General features: G+C 62.1%; 5 protein-coding genes. All 5 read left to right on the forward strand.

The window, feature by feature from the left end; genetic code table 11:
- On the forward strand, window positions 1-294 hold a 294-nt coding region (gene phnG, locus A2I95_RS27290; RefSeq protein WP_291734957.1), incomplete at its 5' end, for a phosphonate C-P lyase system protein PhnG.
- On the forward strand, window positions 294-878 hold the full coding sequence (phnH, locus tag A2I95_RS27295) for a phosphonate C-P lyase system protein PhnH (protein WP_291734960.1): 585 nt from the start codon (window positions 294-296) through the stop codon (window positions 876-878). The genes phnG and phnH, both read left to right, overlap by 1 nt.
- A 3-nt stretch (window positions 879-881) precedes the next feature.
- Complete coding sequence (locus A2I95_RS27300; protein ID WP_291734962.1) at window positions 882-1,982, forward strand: carbon-phosphorus lyase complex subunit PhnI; 1,101 nt, start codon at window positions 882-884, stop codon at window positions 1,980-1,982.
- A 312-nt stretch (window positions 1,983-2,294) separates the two neighbouring features.
- Window positions 2,295-3,152, forward strand: coding sequence for an alpha-D-ribose 1-methylphosphonate 5-phosphate C-P-lyase PhnJ (locus tag A2I95_RS27305; protein WP_027257524.1), 858 nt, complete (start codon window positions 2,295-2,297; stop codon window positions 3,150-3,152).
- Window positions 3,152-3,892 (forward strand): phosphonate C-P lyase system protein PhnK (phnK, locus tag A2I95_RS27310; protein WP_291734965.1); only part of this gene is annotated, 741 nt, incomplete at its 3' end. The genes A2I95_RS27305 and phnK, both read left to right, overlap by 1 nt.

The raw sequence follows: 3,892 nt of genomic DNA on the forward strand, positions 1-3,892 counted from the left end.
CGCATGGGCGGATCCGGCGCGCCCTTCAACCTGGGGGAGATGACCGTCACCCGCTGCACGCTGTCGCTGGAGGACGGCACGGTCGGCCACGGCTATGTGCAGGGCCGCAGCAAGGCAAAGGCCGGGATGGTTGCCAAGATTGATGCGCTGATGCAGACCGGTGCAGCGGCTGGCCTGCGCGCCGCAGTGCTGGATCCTCTGTCCGCAGAACGCAAGGCCCGCAAAGCGACCCGGGCAGCCAAGGCGGCGGCAACCAAGGTTGAGTTTTTCACTCTGGTGCGGGGAGAAGACTGATGCCGCAGCAGATTAAGAACACCGCCTATGCCGGCGGGTTCAGCAATCCTCCGGTGGTCTCGGCCCAAGCTTTTCGCGCAGCGATGACTGCGATGGCACGGCCAGGCCGGATTGAAGATATCAACGGCGCCACCCCGCCCGGGGGGATCTCAGTTGCCGCCGGCAGCCTGCTGCTGACCCTGTGCGATCCGGAAACCGGTGTCTATCTGGCCCCGGATGTGGACAGCGAAGCCTTGCGCGGCTGGCTGTCTTTCCACACCGGCGCGCCCATTGTGGCTGCGGAGCAGGCGGATTTCGCCCTCGGCAGCTGGGCAGCGCTGATGCCGCTAGGCTGCTTCCGCACCGGTACGCCGGAATATCCGGATCGCTCCGCCACCCTGATTGTGGAAGTGCCGGGCTTCGGCGCCCCCAATGCCGTCCTGTCGGGGCCCGGCATCAAGGACGCTGCAAAGATGGCGCTGCCCGATTTGGCGGCCTTTCAGAATAACACGCTGCTTTACCCGCTGGGGGTGGATTTTTTCTTTACCTGCGGGACACAGGTGGCTGCGCTGCCCCGGTCCACCCAAATCAGCGCGGAGGCCTGAACGATGTATGTGGCAGTAAAAGGCGGTGAGCGGGCGATTGACAACGCCCATGCTTGGCTGGCGGAAGAGCGCCGCGGCGACACAGATGTTGCTGAACTTTCCTACGCCCAGGTCCGCGAACAGCTCAGCCTGGCGGTGAACCGGGTGATGGCGGAAGGATCGCTGTACGATCCGGATCTGGCGGCGCTGGCGATTAAGCAATCACGCGGCGATCTGATCGAGGCCATTTTCCTGATCCGCGCCTACCGCACCACCTTGCCGCGGTTTGGCTATACGCTGCCGGTGGAAACCGGTGAAATGGCCTGCGACCGCCGGATTTCCGCGACCTTCAAGGATGCGCCGGGCGGTCAGGTGCTGGGGCCGACCTTCGACTACACCCACCGGCTGCTGGACTTCAAACTGGCCGCGGACGGCGAAGTGCCCGAGGCTCCGGTTGCGGATCCGCGCATGGAAGCAACGCCGCATATCGCAGAGTTCCTGCAAGGCGAGGACATTATCGAGCGCGAGCCGTCCTCGGACGCAGTGCCGGGGGATCTGACCCGCGAGCCGATGTCTTTCCCTGCTGGGCGTGCGGTACGCCTGCAATCGCTGGCCCGCGGGGATGAGGGCTTCATCCTTGGCATGGCTTACTCCACCCAGCGCGGCTATGCCCGCAATCACGCTTTTGTCGGCGAGTTGCGGATCGGCACCGTGCCGGTGGAGATAGAGATTCCTGAGCTGGGATTTGCCGTCGAGATCGGTGAGGTGGAGCTGACCGAATGCGAGACAGTGAACCAGTTCAAAGGTTCGAAAACGGTGCCGCCGCAGTTCACCCGCGGCTATGGGCTGGTCTTCGGCCAGTCAGAGCGTAAGTCCATCGCCATGGCGCTGGTCGACCGGGCGCTGCGCTGGGAAGAACTGGGCGAGGACAATCTGGGCGCACCTGCGCAGGACGAGGAATTTGTCCTGAGCCACGCCGACAACATCCAGGCCACCGGCTTTCTGGAGCATATCAAACTGCCGCATTACGTGGATTTTCAGTCCGAGCTGGAGCTGGTTCGCAAACTGCGCCACGAGGCAGCAGAGCTGGCGGAAACTCTTGCGGCACGGGAGGCTGCGGAATGAGTTCAGCCGCCGCCTCCGCCAGCGTCTCCTCCGTCGAAGCCTCCACTGTCCTGGTTCTGTCCCCAAGGTCGTCCAGAGCCGGGGCCACGAGACGCAAGGCTGGCATCAACCGGGTCTATACTTGTGTGACTGTTTTCAGATTGGCGACGGGATGTCTGATCGTACCCGCCAGCGCGCAGTGTGCGAAAAACTCGGACTATTGCCCAAATCAAGGCACCAAGGCCAATCACCAAGACAAAACCGATAATGTCTTCCATCGAAAATCCGCGCTCCAAACCGGTTTCGGCCAAAAAACTTTAATGCGAGGTCAGGATGTCTGACTACAACTTTGCATATCTCGACGAACAGACCAAGCGGATGATCCGCCGGGCGATCCTCAAAGGTCTGGCGGTGCCGGGCTATCAGGTGCCATTTGCCAGCCGCGAAATGCCGATGCCTTATGGCTGGGGCACCGGCGGGGTGCAGGTCTCAGCCGCGTCTCTGACGCCGGACGATACGCTGAAAGTGATCGACCAGGGGGCTGACGACACTACAAATGCTGTGTCGATCCGCAAGTTCTTTGAAAAGACTGCGGGTGTTGAAACCACCGAGGAAACCGAAAAGGCCAGCATCATCCAGACCCGCCATCGGATCCCCGAAGCGGAGCTGACCGAAGATCAAATCTTGGTCTACCAGGTGCCGATCCCCGAACCGCTGCGGTTTCTGGAGCCGAGGGAAACCGAGACCCGCAAGATGCATGCCTTGCAGGAATACGGGCTGATGCACGTGAAACTTTATGAGGACATCAGCCAGCACGGTGCGATTGCCACCGCCTATGCCTATCCGGTGAAGGTGGAAGGGCGTTATGTGATGGATCCTTCGCCGATCCCGAAGTTTGACAACCCCAAGATGGAAATGGCGGCGATCCAGCTGTTCGGCGCAGGGCGGGAACAGCGCATCTACGCGGTACCGCCGTACACCAAGGTCGTCTCGCTGGATTTTGAGGACTATCCGTTTGAAGCAAGCAAGGCCGATCATGCTTGCGATCTATGTGCGGCGAAAGACAGCTATCTGGACGAGGTGATCCTGGATGATGCGGGCAACCGGATGTTTGTCTGCTCGGACACCGATTACTGCCGCTCGCGGCGCGACGCAGGCCATACCGGCCGCCTGGGCGAGGAGGCAGCGTGATGACACCTTTGCTGCAAGTGCAAAACGTCGCCAAATTCTATGGCGCGCGGATCGGCTGCACGGATGTGAGCTTTGATCTCTATCCTGGCGAGGTGATGGGGATCGTGGGCGAGAGCGGTTCGGGTAAGTCGACGCTGCTGAACAGCCTGGCGGGCCATCTGCCCCCTGACCAGGGGGAGGTGATCTTTGACACCCGTGCCAATGGTCCGGTGGATACCGTCACCATGTCCGAGCCGGAACGCCGGATGCTAAGCCGCACCGACTGGGCGTTTGTCCACCAGCACGCCCGCGATGGACTGCGGATGTCCGTGAGCGCTGGCGGCAACATTGGTGAACGGCTGATGGCGGTGGGAGACCGCCATTATGGCGGGATCCGAGCCCAGGCTGCGGATTGGCTGGGCCGGGTGGAGATTTCCGAAAGCCGCATTGATGACCGTCCGTCGGCTTTTTCCGGCGGCATGCAGCAGCGGCTGCAGATCGCCCGCAATCTGGTGACCGGCCCGCGCCTGGTGTTCATGGATGAGCCGACCGGCGGCCTTGATGTCTCGGTACAGGCACGGCTGCTGGATCTGTTGCGGGGGCTGGTGCGCGAGATGGGGCTGAGCGCCATCATCGTCACCCACGACCTGGCGGTGGTGCGTCTTTTGGCGGACCGGCTGATGGTGATGAAGGATGGCCGTGTGGTTGAAACCGGGCTGACCGATCAGGTGCTGGATGATCCCCAGCATGGCTATACCCAG

It is taken from the genome of Leisingera sp. F5 (genome assembly GCF_001593695.1).